Consider the following 20,839-nt stretch of genomic DNA (forward strand, 5'->3'; position numbering starts at 1 on the left):
AATCGATCAGGCGATGGCGAGGATGGATTTCCGAGCGGTGAAGCCTTCCGCGAAGCTTTCCGCAGCGCGACACTCCATACCACGCAGGCGCGCAAGGCCCCGGAAGGTTGCGGCGTCGAACCAGTCCTTCGAGCGCTGAGAACCGAAATGACGGTCAAGAAGCTCGATCTTGCGCTCGACCGTCGCGGCCGGAAGCGGCACAAACATATTGAGCGGCCGCATATCCCCGTCCCACTTCGGGATCTCGTATTCGAGGATGGTGTGATCGCGAAAGCTGTTCCAGGTGAGTTGCGATACTTCGCGATGATCCTGATGCGCATCCTCGCGGGCATGGGTGAAAATGATGTCCGGCGAGACGCGCCGTTTCAATCCCTCGAACCAGTCTTTCACCTCGGCGCAATAACTGAAATAGCCGTCGCGAAAAGCATGCACCTCGATCGTCGTCTTCTTCGCGCCGGCTAGAAAGTCCGCCGCCGACGCTTTTGCCTCACGGGCGCGCTCACCGTTCGCAGCCAGAACCGCCCAGTGCACATGAAGCTCCGCGCCGGTCGCGATCCAGTGGAGAAGGGTGCCGCCCGCGCCGATCTCGATGTCGTCGGAATGCGCACCGAGGCAGAGGATGTGAAGCGGCCGACCTCGAAGCGCAAGCTCAAGCTCAAGCACGCGAGACCTCGGAGAGCGATTGCGACAGCTTGCCGGGGCCCTTGCGTTCCACGCACCACGGCATCTGCCCCTTTTCGACCATGTCCTCCAGCGTCTGCCGGTCGCGCAGCGTGTCCATCGAGCGCCAGAAGCCCTCATATCGGTACGCCATCAACTGTCCATCGTCGATGAGCCGCTGGAACGGCTCAAGCACCAGTTCCTCTCCCGGCTGCATGTAGTCGAAGATCTTGGGCGTCATGATGAAATATCCGCCGTTGATCCACATTTCGGACCTGTTCGACGAACGAAACTCGCGCACGTTTCCCGCGCCGTCCATGTCAACGAGGTGGTAGGTGAGGGGAGGGCGCGTCGCGAGGAAGCAGGCGACCTTGCCGCTCCGCCTGAACTTGTCGATCATATCGTCGAGATCGACGTCGCAAAGGCCGTCGCTGTAATTGGCGAGAAACATATCCTCGTGGACGAGATGAGGCCGCACCTCCGTGAGGCGTTCGCCGATATTCCGCCAGATGCCCGTGTCGATCAACGACACGGACCAGTCGGCGGGCATCGCAGTGAGAAACTCTACCTTCTCGCCATGATTGGACACGACGCAGTCTGCAAAGAGCTGCGGTTTGTAATTCAGGAAAAATTCCTTGATGATGTTGGCCTTGTATCCGAGGCACAGGATGAAATCCCTGTGCCCGAAGTTGCTGTAATACCGCATGATGTGCATCATGATGGGCTGAGAGCCGACCGGAATCATCGGTTTCGGCACTTTTTCCGAATATTCGCGGATACGCGTTCCGAGGCCGCCACAGAACAGAACGACTTTCATCACCGCACCTTTTTCGGATCGACGATTTGCGCGCTCGGAATGGGCACGATGAACTTTCCGCCCCAGTCGGCGATGTGGCTCATCTGGTGCATGATTTCAGTCTTGAGGTTCCAGGGGAGGATGAAGAGATAGTCGGGCTTCACGGCGTCGATCTTCTCGACGGGGAAGATCGGAATGCGCATGCCGGGGGTGTAGCGGCCGTGCTTGTAAGGATTGCGGTCGACGGTGAAGTCGAGGAAGTCGGGGCCTATGCCGCAGTAGTTGAGGAGCGTGTTGCCCTTGCCCGGCGCCCCGTAACCGCAGATGCGGCCACCCGCGTCCTTGATGTCGCTCAGGCAGCGGAGGATGCCACGCTTCGTCTTCTGCACTTTATCGCCGAACCCCGTGTAGAATCCGAGCTCCGAAAAGCCGGCAGCATTCTCGCGGGCCTGAAGTGCCGCCACCGCTTCCGTTGCCGTGCGCCGCGACCCTTCACGAGCGAAGTGAACGCGGAGCGAACCTCCGTGCGTCGGCAGTTCCTCGACATCCACGACCTTGAGACCGTGCCGCCGGGCGAGGATCTGGATCGCCGTGAACGAAAAATAGGAGAAATGCTCGTGGTAGATCGTGTCGAACTGGTTTTCATCGATCAGGCGTTCGAGGTGCGGAAATTCCAGTGTCGCCACACCCTCCGGCTTTAACACGATAGCGATCCCGGCCACGAAGTCGTTAAGGTCCGGCACCTGAGCAAGGACGTTGTTGCCGACGACTAGATCGGCCGACTTGCCTTCCGCGACGAGCTTACGCGCGAGCGCCACCCCGAAAAACTCGGTGATCGTCGGGATGCCCTTGTCGATGGCGACCTTGGCCACGTTGATCGCGGGCTCGATCCCAAGGCACGGGATATCGAGCGGCGGGAAGTGTTGCAGCAAGTAACCGTCGTTGCTGGCCAATTCGATGACGAGGCTATCCCGCCCAAGGGAAAGTCGTTTGGCGATATCTTCGCAATAAGCTTTCGCGTGCGCTACCCATGACGATGAATATGACGAGAAATATGCATACTCACGAAAAATATCGTCGGGCGTTACATATTCCCGAAGCTGCACGAGAAAACACTCGCCACAGACAAGGGCATGAAGCGGATAATATGGCTCCATGGCGTCGACGCCGTCTTCGGCGACAAAGCTTTCGCAGAGTGGAGACATTCCGAGGTTTACGAAAGTCTCCGTGACAGGCGCTCCGCACAATCGGCAACGGAATACCTGGTATGACTCTGGACTTGATTCCATGATACGCTTAGCTGTCCTTCATCGATCAAATTTTAATTATCGGTCTAACGCGATTAAAATAACAAAATCAGCGGCAACGTGACCGTTCTCTTGCGCTCATGGTAAACTTGACCATAGCTCGTCTTATCCGGGATCGCAGAATGCTATTTCAGCCGGCCCTGCTTGAGGGCGCTTTCATGATCGAACCGGAACCCTTCCGCGATGAAAGGGGCTTTTTCGCCCGCACTTTCTGCACTCGCGAATTTGAAGCGAGGGGTTTGGTGTGCAATTTCGTGCAGCACTCGATATCCTCGACGATCCGCAAGGGCACGGTGCGCGGCATGCATTTCCAGACGCCGCCTCACGGGGAGGTGAAAGTGGTGACATGCACCCGCGGCGCGATTTTCGACGTGATCGTCGACCTGCGGCGCGCCGCGCCGACCTTTCTCAGATGGCAGGGTTTCGAACTCACCGCCGAAAACCGCAGGCGCCTCTATATTCCCGAGGGCTTCGCGCACGGCTTCCAGAGCCTGACGGACGATGTCGAGGTGTCCTATCTGATCTCGGCTTTCTACGCGCCGGAGAGCGCTGGCGGCGTCCCTCATGACGATCCGCTCATCGGCATCGAATGGCCGCTGTCCATCAGTTCGATCTCCGAGAAGGACCGGAACTGGCCGCCTTTTAATGCGTCGGCAGCGCCATTTCCCGCGTGAAAGCGTCGGGCGGCCATTTCGTGGAGAGCCGTTACCCCCCAGATTCGATTTCATCCATGTCGGCGTCGGAAAAACCGAAATGATGGCCGATCTCGTGGATGAGCACGTGGTGGATGACGCCACGCACCGGCTCGCGGTTCTCGCGCGCGTAATTCAGGATGGGGATGCGGTAGAGAAAGATCCTGTCCGGCAGACACATGGGGTCCGACACGCTTTTGGACGGCAGTCCCACGCCATGATACAGCCCGAGCAACTCGTAAGGATCGCGGATGGACAAGTCCTGCAGCGTCTCCGCGTCGGCAAAATCGGCCACCTCAACCGTCACATCACCCAGCACCGCGCGGAATTGCTCCGGCAGGTCGCGCCAGATTGCCCGAGCGGCCACCTCGAAATCCTCGTGCGTCCTTGGCTCGCCTGATGGCATGTGCATGCAGCCTCCCTTCCGCAACAACGATCCCGGCAAGCCCGAAATTGGGCTTGCTCCCTTGAAAGCCAAGAGAACGGGCGCGACTTTTCCGCCTGTGAACCCGCGTGAAAACTTTGGTAGCCGTCCGGCGAACCGGCGGTTAATGAGCTTTCAATCAATTTTCTACAATGCTCCGTTGCCTGAGAATATGAGGCGGCGAAGTGGATGCGGCTCATTGCGATCCCATCGGCCGGCGACTACCTCTTTGTAGGAATGAACGCGTCCAACCCACGCGAAACGGCGCCGCGGCATGTGGCGGCGGTGCGGCCGGAAAGGAAAAACTGCCAATGATCGGCTTTCTGTTCGTCGTCCTTGCGGTCGCCGCGGCCTTTGCCCTCGCCATCCGGCGCGAAGCGCTGTGGACGTGGGCGGCATGGCTCGCAGGCGTGACGCTCGTCTGGAAGCTCGGCCTGTTCGACGGTGATTTGCACGGCCTCGACTTCTCGACATGGGCGCTGCTCGGTTGGCTGCCCGCCGCCTTCCTCGGTCTTCTCGCGTGGCGGCCGGTGCGCCGCGCCGTGGTGACACGCCCCGCGTTCAAGACAGTGAAGCGCGTTCTGCCGCCGGTCTCAAAGACCGAGCAGGAGGCGCTCGACGCGGGCACCATCGGCTTTGACGCCGAAATCTTTTCGGGCCGCCCCGACTGGAACAAGCTTCGCGCCGTCGATCCCGTCGTGCTCACGCCCGAGGAGCAGCATTTCCTCGACCATGAGACGGAGGAGCTTTGCCAGAAGCTCAACGATTGGGACATTCGCCACAATCGCCACGGCATCCCCGACGACATCCTCACCTTCATCCGGGAGAAGGGCTTCCTCGGCATGCTCATCTCGAAGGAGCATGGCGGGCTTGGCTTCTCGCCTCAGGCGCAGTCGCTCATCCTCGGCAAGGTGTCGTCGCGCAACCCTGACGCGTCAATCGTCGTCATGGTGCCGAATTCGCTCGGGCCGGGCGAACTGATCGAAGAGTTCGGCACCGACGAGCAGAAGAAGCGCTGGCTCGAACCGCTGGCGAAGGGCCGGGAAATCCCGTGCTTCGCGCTGACGAGCCCCTCGGCCGGGTCGGACGCCGCCGCCATGCGGGACTTGGGCTATGTCACGCGCGGCACTTATGAGGGCAAGGAGACGCTCGGCATCCGCGTTTCCTTCGACAAGCGCTACATCACCCTCGCGCCCAAGGCGACGCTCGTCGGCCTCGCGTTCCACCTGTTCGACCCCGAGAACATCCTCGGCAAGGGCGACGATATCGGCATCACGCTGGCGCTCATCCCCGCCGACCATCCGGGCGTCGAAATCGGCAACCGGCACCTGCCCGCGGGTTCGTCATTTCCGAACGGTCCGGTGCGCGGCACCGACGTTTTCATCCCCATCGACTGGGTCGTCGGCGGCAAGGATCGCGTGGGCCAGGGCTGGCGCATGCTGATGTCGTGTCTCGCTGCGGGGCGCGCGATCTCGCTTCCGGCGTCGGCCACGGCGGGCGCGAAGCAGCTGCTGCGCGTGACGAGCGCCTACGCCCGCGTGCGCAAGCAATTCTCGATCCCGATCGGGCGCATGGAGGGCATTCAGGAGAAGCTCGCCGACATCGTTGAGACGGCCTACACGCTCGAAGCGGCGCGCGCGGTGACGTCGGCCATGATCTCCGCCGGCGCCAAGCCCGCCGTCATTTCGGCCATCATGAAATACCAGTCGACGGAGCGGATGCGGAAGGCGCTCGACGCCGCGCTCGACATCCACGGCGGCAAGGGCATCTGTGACGGGCCGAAGAACTATCTTCAGGCGGCGTTCCAGATTTCGCCCGTCTCGATCACGGTGGAAGGCGCGAACATCCTCTCGCGCAGCCTCATCGTTTTCGCGCAAGGGGCGCTGCGCTCGCATCCCTATCTCTATTCCGAAATCGAGGCCGCGCAGAACCCGGATCATGCGAAGGGCTTCGCCACCTTCGAGGACGCGTTCGAGAAGCACGCGGCGTTTTCGGTGTCGAACGTCTTCGGCGCGGCGTTCCACAACATCACGGCGGGCCTCTTCGCGCGCTCGCCCATCAACGCGCCAGTGCCTTATTATTATGCACAGCTTGAGCGCGCCGCGACCAACTTCGCGCTCGCGGCCGACTTCTCGGTGATGACGCTCGGCGGCGGCCTCAAGGTGAAGCAGCGCCTCACGGGGCGGTTGGCGGATGCGCTTTCCGAGCTTTACTTCATCGCCTGCCTGTTGAAGCGCTACGAGGATGACGGCGCGCTGCCGAGTGAGCGGCCGGTGTTCGACTATGCGGTGAAGTCGGCCTTCCACCGCTTTTACGCAGCGCTTTCGGATGCGTTCGACAATTACCCGTCGAAGGGCGGCGGCTATTTCCTGCGCGCGCTTGTCTTCCCGATCGGCAACCACTGGGCAAAACCGTCCGACGCACTGGCGAAGGAAGTTGTGACGGCGGTGCTGGAGCCGGGCGAGCTTCGCGACCGTCTTACGCGTTACATCTATGTGTCGAAGGATGAGAACGATTCGACCGGCGTGCTCGAAGCGGCATTCCTGAAAACTGTCGTCGCCGAGGACGCGGACAAGAAACTTGATAAAGCCGTTCGTGCCGGTCTCGTGAAGCGCTATCTCGGCAATGACTGGTTCAAGGAGGCCGTGGACAAGGCGATCCTCACGCCGACTGAAGCCGATGCGTTGCGGGAGGCGGAGCGGCTCGTGGCGAAGGTGATCGCGGTGGACGATTTCGAGCCCGTCGAGCTTGAGCCACATTACACGAGCGCAGCCCGGAAAGGCGCGCAAGCGGCGCCGGACAAGCGCGCGCCCGACCGTGTCAAGGCGGATGCGCCCGCCGCCGAGTAACACCGAGGCGGCGCAGGGGCAGCCGCAACCCGCCGTTTCGTGCGGGGCTCAGAGACGAACGAGGGAGTAGGAACGGAAATGTCAGCCGATATCGCGAACCTCAAGCACTGGCAGTACACGATCGATCTCGAAAGGATCGCCTGGGCGGTCTTTGACGTGAAGGGGCAATCGCACAATACGCTCGGCCGCGAGCAGTTCGCGGAACTCGACCGGATCGTGACGGCTGTGGCGCACGGCGCGCAGGATCGCACCGTGCGCGGCCTCGTCATCATGTCCGGCAAGGACAAGAGCTTCATCGCGGGCGCGAACATCAAGGAATTCGACGACCTCAAGACCGAAGAGGACGTGATCGAGGCCGTGCGCGCCGGAACCGCCGTGTTCGACCGCATCGAGGCGCTGCCCGTGCCGGTGGTGGCCGCGATCAACGGCGCGTGTCTCGGCGGCGGCCTCGAATTTGCGCTCGCCTGTCATTACCGCATCGCGACGCGCGAGGATGCCACCCGCATCGGCCTGCCCGAGGTGAAGCTCGGCATCATTCCGGGGCTGAACGGCTCGGCGCGATGGCTGCGCCAGGCTGGCCCGATGAGCGCGATGCCGCCCATGCTCGCGGGCAAGCTTCTCCGGCCGGGGCAGGCGAGGGCGGCGGGTGCCGTCGATCAACTCGTGCCGACGCGTCATGAGCTGAAATGGGCAGCGCGCAAGGCCGTCCTCAAGAACGCACACTCGCAGCCGTCGCGCGCATGGCAGCCGCTCCTGATGTTCGAGCCGGGGCGCGCCTTCCTCGCGAACCGCATGCGCAAGGAAACCGCCGCCAAGGTGCGCGCGGAGCATTATCCCGCGCCGTTCCGCCTGATCGACCTGTTCGAGAAGCACGGCGGCAGCTTCGACGACATGAAGCGCGCCGAGACGAAATTCTTCGCGCCGCTGATGATTTCCGACCAGTCGCGCAACCTGCGCCGCGTGTTCCGGCTGTCCGAGATGCTGAAAGCAGAAGCGCCGAAGGATGGCTGGCGTCCGGCGCGCGCGCATGTGATCGGTGCGGGCACGATGGGCGCGGATATCGCCATGGCCTGCGTGCGCGAAGGCATGGAGGTTTCGCTTCAGGACAATTCGCCCGAGGCGGTGGAGAAGGCGCTGAAGCGGGCGGATGCGTTTTTCAAGAAGCGTATGCGCTCGCCGCTTGAAGCCGAGAAGGCGAAGGCGCGGCTTCTGGCCGACCCGCAAGGCGCGCAGATCCACCGCGCGGATGTGGTGATCGAGGCGATCTACGAGAACCTTGACGCGAAGCGCGCGGTTTTCGCCGAGGTCGAGCCGAAGCTGAAGCCCGGCGCGCTGCTCGCCACCAACACCTCGTCGCTCAAGATCGAGGACATCGCATCAGCGCTGCAAGATCCGTCGCGCCTCATCGGACTGCATTTCTTCAACCCCGTCACCGTGCTTCCGCTCGTCGAGGTGGTGAAGGGCGCGGACAGCCGCGAGGAGGAAATCCGGCGCGGCGCGGCCTTCGTGACACGCATCGGCAAGCTGCCGCTCATCGTGAAATCGTCGCCGGGCTTCCTCGTGAACCGCACGCTCGCGCCCTATATGTTCGGCGCGATGCAGAAGCTCGCCGAGGGCACGCCGAAGGAGAAGATCGACGCGGCGGCTGAGGAATTCGGCATGCCGGTCGGGCCGATCGAGCTTGTTGATATCGTCGGCCTCGACGTGGCGCTGAGCGTGGCCAAAATTCTCAAGCTGCCGACGCCGGACGACCACCCGTTGATGCAACTCGTCGCTGAGAAAAAGCTCGGCAAGAAGACGGGCGAAGGCTTCTACAAATGGGTGGACGGCAAGCGCGAGAAGCCGGCCACCGCGCCGAATTTCGCCAAGGCCGATCTTTCGGTGCTCGGCCGCGAGCTGATCGCACCCCTGATCGACGAGAGCGAGAAGGCGCTGGCCGATGGCGTTGTGGCGGATGCCGATCACGTGGACGCGGGCGCGGTTTTCGGCGCGGGCTTCGCGCCCTTCCGTGGCGGGCCGCTGCATTATCGCGCGTCGCTGAAGGCGAGGGAAAACGGCGCGGCGAAGACGGGCGGCGAGCCTGTTCACGCGGGATGACGTTAGATCAACCCGCATTGAATCGATTCCAATCCAATGCGGAAAAGTTGATCGCATTTAAAGTGTTAGAGCGGCGTATACACGTCCAACCGGACGCGGGCCGCTCTGAACGGCGAAGCTTTCTGGCGCGGCCGCGCCAAGACCACAACACGCGCCAAGACCACAACAGATGTGCGGGGAGACTTCCATGGGTGAGACATTGCGCAAGGTGGCCGTGATCGGCGGCATCCGCACGCCCTTTTGTCGGGGCAATACGGGCTATGACGACCTGACCAACCTCGACCTTCTCACGGCGGCGCTGAACGGGCTTGTCGAGAAGTATCATCTTCAGGGCGAGCATATCGACGAGGTGGTCGGCGGTGCGGTCGTCACGCATGCGCGCGACTTCAACCTCACGCGCGAGGCGGTGATCGGCACGAAGCTCGCCGAGGATACTCCGGGCATCACGCTCAGCCAGGCTTGCGGCACGAGCCTTCAGGCGGCGCTCGGCAGCGCGGCGAAGATCGCCATCGGGGCTATAGACAGCGCCATCGCGTGCGGCACGGACACAGTGTCCGACCCGCCGATCGAGCTGAAGCGCGCGCTTGCAAAGCGGCTCGCCAAGGTGTCGAGCGAGAAGACCGTCAAGGGCAAGGCGACGTCGCTTCTCTCCGGCTTTTCGCTCGGCGACATCTCGGTCAACCCGCCTGCGGTTGCCGAGCCGCGCACCGGCCTTTCCATGGGCCAGCATTGCGAACTCATGGCAAAGGAATGGCAGATCCCCCGCGACGAGCAGGACAAGCTGGCCTATGAGAGCCACAAGAATGCGGCGGCGGCCTACGATGCGGGATTCCTCGACGATCTGCTCGCGCCGACGGCGGGCGTCTACCGCGACAACAATCTGCGCCCCGACATCAGCCTCGAAAAGCTCGGCACGCTGAAGCCCGCCTTCGACAAGGACAACGGTACGCTGACGGCGGCGAATTCCACCCCGCTGACCGATGGCGCGTCGGCGGTGCTGCTGGCGTCGGAAGATTGGGCGAAGGCTCACGGCCTGAAGCCGCAGGCCTGGCTCACCTTCGGCCAGCATTGGGGCATCGACTTTGTGGACGCTGGACGCGGCCTTCTGATGGCGCCGACCATTGCCGTGTCGAAGATGCTCGACCGCGCGGGGCTCAGCTTGCAGGACTTCGACTTCTACGAGATCCATGAGGCGTTCGCCGCGCAAGTACTGTGCACGCTGAAGGCGTGGGAAGACGCGGACTATTGCAAGACGATGCTCGGCAAGGACAAGCCGCTCGGTTCCATCGACCGCTCGAAGCTGAACGTCAAGGGATCGAGCCTCGCCTACGGGCACCCCTTCGCGGCGACGGGTGCGCGCATCATAGCGCAACTCGCGAAAATCCTTGAAGAGAACGGCGGCGGACGCGGGCTGATTTCCATCTGCACGGCGGGCGGCATGGGCGTCTGCGCGATCCTCGAACGCCCGCGCGACGATATTCGCGCCGAACAGACCAAGCCCGCGCATGAGGAGGAACCGGCCGTGTCGAAGGCGACGGAGACAGAGGCCGCTCGCGCCGACTTCGCGCCGCCCCCGGCGTCCGTGCCCGACGAGCAACCCGCGCCGCCCGAAGCCGCGGTCGATCCGACGAGCGAGGCCGTCCGCAAGCAGCTTTACTGACGGGGGGGGCGGGCGACCGCCCTTCTTCTTCAGCGCTCGCCACAACGGGTTCGGCTAAACATCGCGCCGCCGGATAGGTGCATCAACGTTCTTGCCGCGCTTTTGCGTTCGCTCTAATGCTAGGCAAAATTTCCTATGACCTGCGGCGCACACGCCGCGTTAGGCTATTCGATGACCAAGAAAGACGAGGCCGCCCGGCCGACCAAGAACGGCCCGGCGAAGGACGACGTTTCCGCTAAGGCGGCGAAAGCCGACGCCGCGGCACAAGGTGGGCGCGACTGGTCGAAGACGCTGTTTCTGCCGAAGACCGATTTCGGCATGAAGGCGGGGTTGCCGAACCTCGAACCGAAGCTTCTCGACCGCTGGGAGAAGATGGGGCTTTACGCACGCCTGCGCGAGGACTCGTCGGGCCGCGAAAAATTCGTGCTGCATGACGGCCCGCCCTACGCCAACGGCAACATCCACATCGGCACCGGCCTCAACAAGATCCTGAAGGACGCCATCGTCCGCTCGCAGCAGATGCAGGGCAAGGACGCGAACTATGTGCCGGGCTGGGACTGCCACGGCCTTCCCATCGAGTGGAAGGTGGAGGAGCAGTATCGCGCGAAGGGCAAGAACAAGGACGAGGTGCCGGTCAATTCGTTCCGCCGCCAGTGTCGAGAGTTCGCCGCGAAGTGGATCGGCGTGCAGATGGCCGAGTTCAAGCGGCTCGGCGTCGAGGGCGACTGGCCGAACCATTACTCGACCATGGCCTTCGAGGCCGAGGCGACCATCGCGGGCGAATTGATGAAATTCGCCATGAACGGGCTGCTTTATCGCGGCTCGAAGCCCGTGATGTGGTCGGTGGTGGAGCGGACCGCGCTCGCCGAGGCCGAGGTGGAATATCACGAGCACGCGAGCGCGGCGATCTATGTGAAGTTTCCGCTTCGCTACGTGCCACAAGTTGCACCCTTCGTCTTGCACAATCAGCCAGGCATCCCTCTGCACGGCGAGAAATGGACGGAAGAAGAGACGCGGCGCACATCCATCGTCATCTGGACGACGACCCCTTGGACCATCCCGGCCAACCGCGCGATCTCCTATTCGCGCCGGATCGGCTACGGCCTCTATGAGGTGACGGCAGCTCCCGACGACAATTGGACGAAGGTTGGCGAGCGTTTCATCCTCGCGAAGTCGCTGGCCGAGAATTTCTTCCAGGCTGCGCGTGTTGACGAATGGACGCTCATCGATGACGTCGATCCTGCGGGCCTCGTCGCGGCCCATCCGTTTCACGCGAGCGAGGGCTACGAATTTAGCGTGCCGCTGCTCGAAGGCGACCACGTCACCGAGGACGCGGGCACGGGCTTCGTACACACCGCTCCCGGCCACGGCGCGGACGACTTTGAAATCTGGATGGCGAAGGGCCGCGAAATCGCGGCGGCGGGCATAGACACGACCGTTCCGGATACGGTCGGCCCGGACGGCTATTATCGCGCGCATGTCGGCCTGTTCGGCGGCGCGGAGCCGAAGCGCGTGGTCGACGACAAGGGCAGCTTCGGCAAGCTCGACGATACGCGCTACGCAAACGCCGCCGTGGTTGAAGCGCTGAAGGCCGCTGGCGCGCTCGCGTCCATGAACCCGCGCCACAAGCACGACTATCCGCATTCGTGGCGGTCGAAGGCGCCGGTCATCTTCCGCAACACGCCGCAATGGTTCATCGCGATGGACAAGCCGGTGGCCGTGCCGGGCGACGTCGCGGGCGGGGAGGACGCAACCTTGCGCGCGCTGGCGCTCGCCGCGATAGACGACACGCGCTTTGTGCCGCCGCAGGGTCGCAACCGCATCGGCGGCATGGTCGCCGACCGCCCGGATTGGGTCATCTCGCGCCAACGCGCGTGGGGCGTGCCGATCACCGTTTTCGTGCAAAAGGAGACGGGCGAAGTCATCCCGAACGCGGGCTTCAACGGCGCGGCGGAGCTTCAATCGCGCATCGTGGCGGCGTTCGCGGCCGAGGGTGCGGATGCGTGGTTCGCGGACGGCGCGGCGACGCGCTTCCTCGATGGCCTCGTCGCCGCCCCGGACGAGTGGGAGCAGGTGCGCGACATCCTCGACGTGTGGTTCGACAGTGGCTCGACGCACGCCTTCGTGCTCGAAAAGCGGCCCGACCTGAAATGGCCCGCCGACCTCTATCTCGAAGGCTCGGACCAGCATCGCGGCTGGTTCCAGTCGTCGCTGCTGGAGAGTTGCGGCACGCGCGGCCGCGCACCCTTCGACACTGTGCTGACACACGGCTTCGTCAATGACGAGCAGGGCCGCAAGATGTCGAAGTCGCTCGGCAACACGGTCGCGCCGCAGGACATCATCAAACAATCGGGCGCGGACATCCTGCGCCTTTGGGCGCTGTCGTCGGACTACACCGAGGATTTGCGCATCGGGCCGCAGATCATCCAGTCGGCGGTCGATGCCTATCGCAAGCTGCGCAACACGCTGCGTTACGTGCTCGGCAATCTCGCGCATTACGAGCCGGGGCATGACGTCGCCGTGGCGGAGATGCCCGAGCTTGAGCGCTACATCCTGCATCGCGTCGCCGAAATCGACGCGGAGCTTCGCGCGGCCTACAATGCCTTCGACTTCCGCAAGGCGTATCGCGTGCTCGCCGAGTTTTGCTCGAACGACCTGTCCGCGATCTATTTCGACATCCGCAAGGACACGCTTTATTGCGAGGCGCATTCCAGCCCGAAGCGGCGCGCATCGCTCACCGTACTGAACACGCTGTTCGAAGCGCTGACCGCGTGGCTCGCGCCGATCCTGCCGTTCACGGCGGAGGAGGCTTGGCTCGCGCGGCACGGCGCGGACGCGGAAGGCTCGGTGCATCTGAGCCGCTTCCCGGCGATCCCGGCGGCGTGGCGCGACGATGCGCTCGGCGAGAAGTGGGAGAAGATCTTCGCCGTCCGCCGCGTCATCACGGGTGCGCTCGAAATCGAGCGGCGCGAGAAGCGTATCGGGTCGAGCCTCGAAGCCGCGCCCGACATCTACATCGGCAACAAGGAACTCGCCGCCGTCGCGAAAGCCGCCGACTGGGCCGAAATCGCCATCACGAGCGGCTTCGCGATCAAGTCCGGCGACGCGCCCGCGGATGCGTTCACACTCGACGAGGTTGAGGGCGTGGCCGTGGTGCCGAAACGCGCGGACGGGCGGAAATGCGCGCGCTCGTGGCGCATCACCGACGATGTCGGCAGCGATCCGGCCTATCCCGAGCTTTCGGCGCGCGATGCGGCGGCCGTGCGGGAGTTCGACGCGCGGGCGAGTTGAGAAACTGGCTGCGCGAGCATGGAGGGAGGCGCATTTCGTCCCCCTCCGATCCGGGACCGGCAGGAAACAGATCACAGAGCCGACGTTCAGACGTCGGTCCTCCTCGCCGTGTCGTACGCCATCTTCTTCTCGCTTCCAGCAGAAGCGGTGCCTCTAAAGTGCGGCTTCTCTCTGCCGAAGGTTCGCCAGCGCCTCCACCAGCAGCGCGCGCGGAATGACTACCGCAGCTTCGCCTTCGCCGATCCTCTCGCGCACCGAAGCCGCCTCAATGAGCCGCGAGGCACCATCGCCGACGATAACCACGTCGTCGCCCGCCTGCATGATGGTCGGACACCCGCAGCCGCATCCGCTGTCACCGCAGCGCGCCGCCAGAATTTCGAAGGTCGTTTCCCGCATGCCGCATCCTCCTATGTTATGAAGTAACATTACCTGAACGCGGGTGTCGCGTGAAGCTGAGAAAAGGCGGCGAGGGAAGCTGACAATCCCCAAGCGACGCCGATGCGAGCGAGGGAGCGGGGCGCAAAAAAAGGCCGGGACATGCCCGGCCTTCGTCGCGTCTGCCTAGCGTCGCGGCTTGTTCAGCCGACGATTTCGCTTTCCTGGAAGACGAGGCCGATTTCCTGAGCCGCGTTGTCCGCGCTGTCGGAGCCGTGCACGGAATTGCGCTCGATGTTCTCGGCGAACAGCTTGCGGATCGTGCCGTCAGCGGCGTTCTCCGGGTTCGTCGCGCCCATGATCTCGCGATATTTCGCGACGGCGTTCTCGCCTTCGAGCACCTGAACCACGATCGGCGCGGAGGTCATGTAGGTCACGAGGTCGTTGTAGAACGGGCGAGCCTTGTGCACGGCATAGAAGGACGCCGCGTCGCCCGCATCCCACTTCACTCGCTTCTGCGCGATGATGCGAAGGCCCGCACCCTCGATGACGGCGTTGATCTTGCCGGTGAGGTTACGCTCGGTGGCATCGGGTTTCAGAATGGAAAGGGTGCGCTCGACGGCCATGTGCTCGCTCTTTGTTCGGGTTGGTCGGGAATTTGGCTTGCGTCGGATGTAGTGCCGACGGTGCGAATCTTACAGGGCGGTGTATAGCGGAGCGGCGGAAACCGGGCAAGCTACAGCGGAAAGACCGCGACCTCGTTCTTCTTGATGCCGAGTGCGAGGCGGCCTTCCTTCAGCGCGAGCGCCTTGTCGCCGAACAGCGGACGCCGCCAGCCCTTTAGCGCGGGCACGTCCGGGTCGTCATATTGCGCGAGCTTTTCGAGATCCTCGGCGCTGGCGAGAAGCTTCGGCGCGATGTCGAGTTCGGCGGAGACGGCCTTGAGCAGCACGCGCAGAAGCTCGACGGTGGCGGAAGCCCCGGCCGAAAGATCGACATGCGCCGCCGCGTTCACCACGTCGCCCGGATCGCGGCCAAGTGCGGCCTCAACCGCGCGCAGGATCGCATCGCCGCGCGACCTGACGCTGTCGCGGACGGAGCGGAGCCGCGACAGGGTTTCGAGCGTACGCGGCGCGTGCTTGGCCACCTCGTAGATCGCTTCGTCCTTGAGCACGCGCCCTCGCGGCACGTTCTCGTCCTGCGCCGCACGTTCGCGCCAGGCCGCAAGCTCCATGATGATGGAGCGCGCCGTGCGCGACTTGCCGCCGAGCTTGAGGCGCTTCCACGCGTCGGCCGGATCGAAAGCGTAGGTCTTGGGATCGGTGAGGACGGCGACTTCTTCCTCAAGCCACGGTTCGCGGCCGGTCTGCTCAAGCCGCTGCTTCAGCTTGGCGTAGACGTCGCGCAGATAGGTGACATCGCCGAGCGCATATTCGAGCTGCTTCGGCCCGAGCGGACGTTGGCACCAATCGATGGCCTGATAGGTCTTGTCGTGGTTCTTCTTCAGCAGCTTCTTGACGAGCGCGCCGTAGGAGATCGCGTCGCCATGGCCGAGCGCCATCGCCGCGATCTGCGTATCGAACAGCGGCATCGGGATCACCCCCGCTTCCTGCCAGACGATTTCGATATCCTGACGGGCGGCGTGGAAGACCTTCACGACGGCGGTATTCGCCATCAGCGCGTAAAACGGCGACAGGTCGAGGTTCGGCAGCGGATCGACGACGGCCTCGATACCCGGCGCGGCCATCTGGATAAGACAGAGCTTCGGCCGGTAGGTCGTCTGCCGCATGAACTCGGTGTCAACGGTCACGTAGGGCTGGCCAGCAAGCGCATCGCAAAGCGTCTTGAGGTCTGTGATGGAGGTAATGACGGGCGGCAGATCAATCATTCTTTTATTGTAGCTCGGGCTGTGGGGCGGCTCTCGTGACTGGCTCGCATTCTTGACAAACATCGCGGTCCATGCGCTGGTTTGTCCGCGATTCAAGCGCTCTGGAACAGTGGGCGACCAGAACTGTGTCTCTTTTAAGCCGCTTTGCCGCCGTTCGGTCAAGAATTGCTGAACGGCGCCGGCTCCGATCCTGAAGGATGACTTCTGTGGAAAAAACCGCGTCTGGCGGGCGGGCAAAGTCCGCCATCTCCGGCAAGAAAACGAAGCAGGAAACCGAAGTGAACGCGGTTGACGCGAAAGGGGCGGAGGCGAACTCTGGCGCGGCGAAGCTGCATGCCTATCGTTCGACGACCTGCGGGGCGCTCAGGCGAGCCGACGCGGGCAAGACCGTGCGGCTTTCGGGCTGGGTCCATCGCGTGCGCGACCATGGCGGCCTCCTGTTCATCGACCTGCGCGACCATTACGGCCTGACGCAATGCGTGGTCGACCCGTCCGCTCCCGCGTTCAAGTCGGCCGAAGCGGTGCGTGCCGAATGGGTCATCCGCATCGACGGCGACGTGGTGATCCGCGAGGGCGACACCGTGAACCCGAACCTGCCGACAGGCGAGGTCGAGGTGCGCATCGGCACGCTCGATGTGCTGTCGAAGGCCGAGGAACTGCCGCTGCCGGTCTTCGGTGAGCCGGAATACCCAGAGGACGTGCGCCTGCGCTACCGCTTCCTCGACCTGCGCCGCGAGACGCTGCATCGCAACATCATTCAGCGCACGAAGATCATCGCCGACATGCGCAAGCGGATGGTGGACGCGGGCTTCACCGAATTTTCGACGCCCATCCTCACCGCGTCGTCGCCCGAAGGCGCGCGCGACTTCCTCGTGCCGTCGCGCATCCATCCCGGCAAGTTCTACGCGCTGCCGCAGGCGCCGCAGCAATACAAGCAGCTTCTGATGGTGGCGGGCTTCGACCGCTACTTCCAGATCGCGCCGTGTTTCCGCGACGAAGACCCGCGCGCCGACCGTCTGCCCGGCGAATTCTACCAGCTCGACCTCGAAATGAGCTTCGTCACGCAGGAAGACGTGTGGGACACGATGGAGCCCGTCATCCGCGCGGTGTTCGACGGCTTCGCGGGCGGCAAGCCCGTGACCGATGTTTTCCCGCGCATCGCCTATGACGACGCCATCACGAAATACGGCACAGACAAGCCCGACCTGCGTAACCCCATCGAAATGCAGGACGTGAGCGAGCATTTCCGCGGCTCCGGCTTCAAGGTGTTCGCCGGCATGCTGGAAAAGGACAAGAAAGCGCGCGTCTGGGCCATTCCCGGCAAGACCGGCGGCAGCCGCGCGTTCTGCGACCGCATGAACTCGTGGGCGCAACAGCAGGGCCAGCCCGGCCTCGGCTACATCTTCTGGCGCAAGGAAGGCGACGCGCTGGAAGGCGCTGGCCCGGTTGCGAAGAACATCGGTCCCGAGCGCACGGCGGCGATTGCTGCGCAGCTCGGCGTGGGCGATGGCGACGCGGTGTTCTTCGTCGGCGGCGACCCGGCGAAGTTCTACAAATTCGCGGGCGAGGCGCGAACGCGTGTCGGCGAGGAACTGAACCTCGTGGACCGCGACCGCTTCGAACTCGCCTGGATCGTGGACTTTCCGTTCTACGAATGGAACGAGGACGAGAAGAAGGTCGATTTCGCGCACAACCCGTTCTCCATGCCGCAAGGCGGCCTCGAAGCGCTCGAAACGCGCGATCCGCTCGAACTCAAGGCGTATCAGTACGACCTCGTCTGTAACGGTTTCGAGATCGCGTCCGGCTCGATCCGTAACCAGTCGCCCGAAACCATGGTGACGGCGTTCGAGAAGGTCGGCCTCACGAAGGCGGACGTGGAAGAGCGCTTCGGCGGCCTCTACCGCGCGTTCCAGTTCGGCGCGCCCCCGCATGGCGGCATGGCATTCGGCATCGACCGCATCGTGATGCTCATCACGGGCGCGAAGAACCTGCGCGAAATCTCGCTCTTCCCCATGAACCAGCAGGCCGAAGACCTGCTCATGGGTGCGCCCTCCGAGGCGGGCGCAAAGCAGCTCCGCGACCTGCACATCCGGCTCAACCTGCCGAAGAAGGAGGCTTGACGTAAAGCGATCAAGTGATTGGCTTTACGGTCTGGCTACGGCAGAACAGATCGAGGCGGCGTGACGGGGGCCTGTGCATCAATTGGCCATCGTTAACGCCGCCTTTTCGCGAGCTGAAAGCTCGCGACGCGCTTCCGCATCGCGGAAAGCGACAAGCGCTGGCTTCGGTGCCGCGCGGATCTTCGTGAACCCGAACAACGATTTGAGTGTTGCTCCTTAATCAGGTGATTATGTGGTTGCGCCTCGCGAGCCGCACGATCATCGGTGGTGCGGTCGATAGCGCATCCGCCGTGCCACGCAAAAAATCGATCGAGGAGAGTACATGCCGCGCTGGCGATGGATGCTGATGCAACTCACGCGCCAGCTTTGGGTGCGTGCCACGCTGATCGGGGCGATGGGTATCATCGCAGCGCTTCTTGCCACGGTAGCGGACCGCTTCATTCCCTGGCGCTTCCCGGTTTCCATCGGCGCGGATGCGGTCGACAGCATCCTCACCATCATAGCGTCGAGCATGCTGGCCGTGACCACGTTTTCGCTCAACGTCATGACTTCCGCCTATGGTTCGGCCACGAACAATGTCACGCCGCGCGCGACCAAACTGCTGATGGAAGACGCGGTGACGCAGAACACGCTGTCGACTTTCATCGGCTCGTTCCTGTTCGCGATCGTCGGCATCGTCGTGCTCAAGACCGGCGCCTATGGCGAGCACGGACGCAGCATCCTGTTCGTGGTGACGATTGCGGTCATCGCGCTCATCGTTGTCGCGCTTCTGCGCTGGATCGATCACCTCACGCGGCTCGGGCGCGTCAGCGAGACTACGGAACGGGTCGAGACGGCGACGAAATGCGCGCTCGAGGAGCGGCTCGAAGAGCCTTATCTCGGAGGAGTTCCGCTGCGCGACCGCAGCAATGTGCCGGACCACGCCGCGCCCCTTGTGGCGAATGTGGTGTGTTACGTTCAGCATATCGACATGGAAGCGCTATCGGCCTGCTGCGAAGAAGCAGACGCCGACATATATCTATCGGCGCTTCCCGGCACCTTTCTCTACAGCGATACGCCGCTGGCTTGGGTCGATTGGAAGAGCGGCGAGGGCAGCGAAGAGTTTCGGGGCGGCATCTTGAAAGCCTTCACTCTTCGCAGCGAACGCAGCTTCGATCAGGATCCCCGTTTCGGCATCGTGGTTCTGAGCGAGATCGGCACGCGAGCGCTTTCGCCCGCCACCAACGATCATGGGACCGCGATTGACGTTATCGGGCGCTTGACGCGGCTCATGACCATTTGGGCGAAGGGTTGCGAGGAAATGCGCGATAGCGAGCCGAAATATTCGCGCGTCCATGTTCCGCCGCTGAAATCGGAAGAACTCATGGAGGACGGCTTCATGCTGCTGGCTCGGGACAGCGCCGGTCTCGTCGAAGTGCAGCTGCGCCTGAGGAAGGCGCTTACGGCGCTGAGCCGCATAGGAGATCAGGATTTTCGGGCGGCCGCGCTGCATCAGGCACAATTGGCGCTCGACAGAGCCGAGCAGGGCTTGCCTCTCGATGCCGACCGGGCGCGGCTACGGGAATAGAGCGATGCAGCCTCGAATAAGGTTGAAAGTCTACTATAGAAATATTCGATAGCGACAAAGACTTTACCGATACGGGGATAAAATGGGACAGGCAAAAATCAAGGAAAATCCCCTTGAAGATGTCGAATACGGCGACGACAAAGCAACTTCCGCCGAAAGTGAATTGCGAGCGCTCTATATCGATCTCTTGCAGAAGACGCTGACCAATGAAATTTATGGCGATCTGCCGATGGACCCTTGGTCCGGCGGAAAATACGACGCCACCAAACGCGCGCTAGGGCGCGATTGGCCCTCTCAAGCCATGACCATGATTGGCGCCAAGCGAATGGCCAATCTGCGCCAGTTGACCGAGTCGGTGATCAATCAGGGCGTGCCCGGCGACTTCATCGAGACCGGGGTTTGGCGAGGTGGCGCCTGCGTCTTCGTGCGGGGGATCTTGAAATCTTATGGCGTGACCGACCGGCGGGTCTGGGTGGCGGATTCCTTTGAAGGCCTGCCACCTCCCGACCCGAATTGCCCGCAGGATGCCGGAGACAAGCACCACACCTGGGAGCCGCTGGCCATCAGTCAGGAACAGGTTCGCGACAATTTCAGCAAGTTGGGGCTGCTTGACGATCAGGTGAAATTCCTCAAAGGCTGGTTCAAGGACACCTTGCCGGGGGCACCCATCGAAAGACTGGCGATTTTACGTCTCGATGGCGACATGTACGGCTCGACCATGGACGCGCTCCTGCCTCTTTATGCCAAGGTGTCACGGGGCGGGTTCGTCATCGTCGATGATTTTGGTGCAGTGCAAGGATGTCGGCAAGCAATCGCCGATTTTCGCGCTGCCAATAACATCACCTCGCCGATTATCGACATTGATGGTGTGGGCGTGTTCTGGCAGGTCGGAGCGCAAGGCTGACTATATTGGCCCTTCAACAGAGCTATCGCGGCGCGTGGTGGTGCGGGCGGCCGGACTCGAACCGGCATGGCCTTACGGCCGAGGGATTTTAAGTCCCTTGCGGCTACCATTTCGCCACGCCCGCGTAGCAACAAGAAGTATGCGAAGCTTGGGTGACTCGCAACTGCCGATCCGCGAAGAGCGCGCTGAGCCTCTTCGCGCTCACCGAT

The 20,839-nt window shown here is 63.0% G+C and carries 15 protein-coding genes and 1 tRNA gene; 8 read left to right on the forward strand and 8 right to left on the reverse strand.

Annotated elements, in window-relative coordinates; genetic code table 11:
• Positions 1-6 precede the first annotated feature (6 nt).
• The 3 genes from RVAN_RS04210 to RVAN_RS04220 are packed head-to-tail and all read right to left on the reverse strand — an operon-like array spanning position 7 to position 2,745.
• A complete protein-coding gene (locus RVAN_RS04210; RefSeq protein ID WP_013418522.1) occupies positions 7-663 on the reverse strand; it encodes a PIG-L deacetylase family protein in 657 nt (218 codons plus the stop codon).
• On the reverse strand, positions 656-1,477 hold the full coding sequence (locus tag RVAN_RS04215) for a glucose-1-phosphate cytidylyltransferase (RefSeq protein WP_013418523.1): 822 nt from the start codon (positions 1,475-1,477) through the stop codon (positions 656-658). The genes RVAN_RS04210 and RVAN_RS04215 overlap by 8 nt, the downstream gene beginning before the upstream one ends.
• Positions 1,477-2,745, reverse strand: a complete 1,269-nt coding sequence (locus RVAN_RS04220; RefSeq protein ID WP_013418524.1) for a class I SAM-dependent methyltransferase — start codon at positions 2,743-2,745, stop codon at positions 1,477-1,479. Before RVAN_RS04220 ends, RVAN_RS04215 begins: the two co-directional genes overlap by 1 nt.
• A 140-nt stretch (positions 2,746-2,885) precedes the next feature.
• Here RVAN_RS04220 and rfbC point away from each other — a divergent pair, with 140 nt between their 5' ends.
• Positions 2,886-3,437 carry a dTDP-4-dehydrorhamnose 3,5-epimerase gene (rfbC, locus tag RVAN_RS04225; RefSeq protein WP_013418525.1) on the forward strand — a complete coding sequence of 184 codons (552 nt, stop codon included), beginning with the start codon at positions 2,886-2,888 and terminating at the stop codon, positions 3,435-3,437.
• Positions 3,438-3,468: 31 nt separating this feature from the next.
• On the opposite strand, the gene RVAN_RS04230 is transcribed toward rfbC, so the two are convergent.
• Positions 3,469-3,867, reverse strand: a complete 399-nt coding sequence (locus RVAN_RS04230; protein WP_013418526.1) for a metallopeptidase family protein — start codon at positions 3,865-3,867, stop codon at positions 3,469-3,471.
• Between the two features lie 323 nt (positions 3,868-4,190).
• On the opposite strand from RVAN_RS04230, the gene RVAN_RS04235 reads away from it, so the two are divergent.
• The 4 genes from RVAN_RS04235 (at position 4,191) to ileS (ending at position 13,776) form a co-directional block, all read left to right on the forward strand.
• Positions 4,191-6,728: an acyl-CoA dehydrogenase gene (locus RVAN_RS04235; RefSeq protein ID WP_013418528.1), complete on the forward strand. Its 2,538-nt coding sequence runs from the start codon at positions 4,191-4,193 to the stop codon at positions 6,726-6,728.
• A gap of 78 nt (positions 6,729-6,806) precedes the next feature.
• The gene (locus RVAN_RS04240; RefSeq protein ID WP_013418529.1) at positions 6,807-8,825 is read left to right on the forward strand and encodes a 3-hydroxyacyl-CoA dehydrogenase NAD-binding domain-containing protein; all 2,019 of its coding nucleotides are present in this window, start codon (positions 6,807-6,809) and stop codon (positions 8,823-8,825) included.
• A gap of 187 nt (positions 8,826-9,012) precedes the next feature.
• Positions 9,013-10,485: an acetyl-CoA C-acetyltransferase gene (locus tag RVAN_RS04245; RefSeq protein WP_013418530.1), complete on the forward strand. Its 1,473-nt coding sequence runs from the start codon at positions 9,013-9,015 to the stop codon at positions 10,483-10,485.
• 171 nt (positions 10,486-10,656) lie between these two features.
• On the forward strand, positions 10,657-13,776 hold the full coding sequence (ileS, locus tag RVAN_RS04250) for an isoleucine--tRNA ligase (protein WP_013418531.1): 3,120 nt from the start codon (positions 10,657-10,659) through the stop codon (positions 13,774-13,776).
• Between the two features lie 153 nt (positions 13,777-13,929).
• On the opposite strand, the gene RVAN_RS04255 is transcribed toward ileS, so the two are convergent.
• From RVAN_RS04255 to rnd, 3 genes are all read right to left on the reverse strand, one after another.
• The gene (locus RVAN_RS04255; RefSeq protein WP_013418532.1) at positions 13,930-14,172 is read right to left on the reverse strand and encodes a hypothetical protein; all 243 of its coding nucleotides are present in this window, start codon (positions 14,170-14,172) and stop codon (positions 13,930-13,932) included.
• Positions 14,173-14,354: 182 nt separating this feature from the next.
• Positions 14,355-14,777, reverse strand: coding sequence for a nucleoside-diphosphate kinase (gene ndk / locus RVAN_RS04260; RefSeq protein ID WP_013418533.1), 423 nt, complete (start codon positions 14,775-14,777; stop codon positions 14,355-14,357).
• Between the two features lie 110 nt (positions 14,778-14,887).
• Positions 14,888-16,039, reverse strand: a complete 1,152-nt coding sequence (gene rnd / locus RVAN_RS04265) for a ribonuclease D (RefSeq protein WP_041788259.1) — start codon at positions 16,037-16,039, stop codon at positions 14,888-14,890.
• Positions 16,040-16,368: 329 nt separating this feature from the next.
• Here rnd and aspS point away from each other — a divergent pair, with 329 nt between their 5' ends.
• The 3 genes from aspS to RVAN_RS04280 all read left to right on the forward strand — a co-directional run bounded on the left by aspS (position 16,369) and on the right by RVAN_RS04280 (position 20,630).
• Positions 16,369-18,159 (forward strand): aspartate--tRNA ligase, encoded by a 1,791-nt coding sequence (aspS, locus tag RVAN_RS04270; RefSeq protein WP_041788261.1) that lies wholly within the window; start codon positions 16,369-16,371, stop codon positions 18,157-18,159.
• A gap of 322 nt (positions 18,160-18,481) precedes the next feature.
• The gene (locus RVAN_RS04275; protein WP_013418536.1) at positions 18,482-19,726 is read left to right on the forward strand and encodes a DUF2254 domain-containing protein; all 1,245 of its coding nucleotides are present in this window, start codon (positions 18,482-18,484) and stop codon (positions 19,724-19,726) included.
• 82 nt (positions 19,727-19,808) lie between these two features.
• Complete coding sequence (locus RVAN_RS04280; protein WP_013418537.1) at positions 19,809-20,630, forward strand: TylF/MycF family methyltransferase; 822 nt, start codon at positions 19,809-19,811, stop codon at positions 20,628-20,630.
• Positions 20,631-20,668: 38 nt separating this feature from the next.
• Here the strand turns inward: RVAN_RS04280 and RVAN_RS04285 are convergent.
• A tRNA-Leu gene (locus tag RVAN_RS04285) sits at positions 20,669-20,754 on the reverse strand.
• Positions 20,755-20,839: the final 85 nt, after the last annotated feature.

This window comes from Rhodomicrobium vannielii ATCC 17100 (assembly GCF_000166055.1).
Taxonomy (GTDB): domain Bacteria; phylum Pseudomonadota; class Alphaproteobacteria; order Rhizobiales; family Rhodomicrobiaceae; genus Rhodomicrobium; species Rhodomicrobium vannielii.

Coding starts and splice junctions, on each gene's coding strand:
- RVAN_RS04215 (WP_013418523.1), bottom strand. CDS start 1,477: ATGAAAGTCGTTCTGTTCTGTGGCGGCCTCGGAACGCGTATCCGCGAA.
- RVAN_RS04220 (WP_013418524.1), bottom strand. CDS start 2,745: ATGGAATCAAGTCCAGAGTCATACCAGGTATTCCGTTGCCGATTGTGC.
- rfbC (WP_013418525.1), top strand. CDS start 2,886: ATGCTATTTCAGCCGGCCCTGCTTGAGGGCGCTTTCATGATCGAACCG.
- RVAN_RS04230 (WP_013418526.1), bottom strand. CDS start 3,867: ATGCACATGCCATCAGGCGAGCCAAGGACGCACGAGGATTTCGAGGTG.
- RVAN_RS04235 (WP_013418528.1), top strand. CDS start 4,191: ATGATCGGCTTTCTGTTCGTCGTCCTTGCGGTCGCCGCGGCCTTTGCC.
- RVAN_RS04240 (WP_013418529.1), top strand. CDS start 6,807: ATGTCAGCCGATATCGCGAACCTCAAGCACTGGCAGTACACGATCGAT.
- RVAN_RS04245 (WP_013418530.1), top strand. CDS start 9,013: ATGGGTGAGACATTGCGCAAGGTGGCCGTGATCGGCGGCATCCGCACG.
- ileS (WP_013418531.1), top strand. CDS start 10,657: ATGACCAAGAAAGACGAGGCCGCCCGGCCGACCAAGAACGGCCCGGCG.
- RVAN_RS04255 (WP_013418532.1), bottom strand. CDS start 14,172: ATGCGGGAAACGACCTTCGAAATTCTGGCGGCGCGCTGCGGTGACAGC.
- ndk (WP_013418533.1), bottom strand. CDS start 14,777: ATGGCCGTCGAGCGCACCCTTTCCATTCTGAAACCCGATGCCACCGAG.
- rnd (WP_041788259.1), bottom strand. CDS start 16,039: ATGATTGATCTGCCGCCCGTCATTACCTCCATCACAGACCTCAAGACG.
- RVAN_RS04275 (WP_013418536.1), top strand. CDS start 18,482: ATGCCGCGCTGGCGATGGATGCTGATGCAACTCACGCGCCAGCTTTGG.
- RVAN_RS04280 (WP_013418537.1), top strand. CDS start 19,809: ATGGGACAGGCAAAAATCAAGGAAAATCCCCTTGAAGATGTCGAATAC.